At 45.5% G+C, this 292-nt stretch carries 1 protein-coding gene; it reads left to right on the forward strand.

Features of this window, described 5'->3' with window-relative positions:
* On the forward strand, nt 1-292 hold a 292-nt coding region (locus JKP73_RS22820; protein ID WP_200412058.1), incomplete at both ends, for a glycerate kinase.

Raw genomic sequence — 292 nt, forward strand, 5'->3', positions numbered from 1 at the left:
TTTGGGGTTATTCGTGAGAATGGGAAGCGAACTGCCGTAATAGAAATGGCCGCGGTAGCTGGTTTACATTTAGTACCGGGTCAGCAAAGAAATCCTCTGAAGACAACGTCCTATGGAGTTGGAGGATTAATTATCCATGCCTTGGATTACGGTGTGGATCATATTCTGATAGGATGTGGGGACTCCGGAACTTCTGATGGAGGAGCTGGGATGGCTGAGGCATTAGGTGTCCGGTTTTATAACGATAAACAGCAATTGATAACGGTTGAAGGTGGAGAACGATTAATTGAAG

Origin of the sequence: Virgibacillus salexigens (genome assembly GCF_014905415.1) — a bacterium.
Taxonomy (GTDB): domain Bacteria; phylum Bacillota; class Bacilli; order Bacillales; family Amphibacillaceae; genus Virgibacillus; species Virgibacillus salexigens.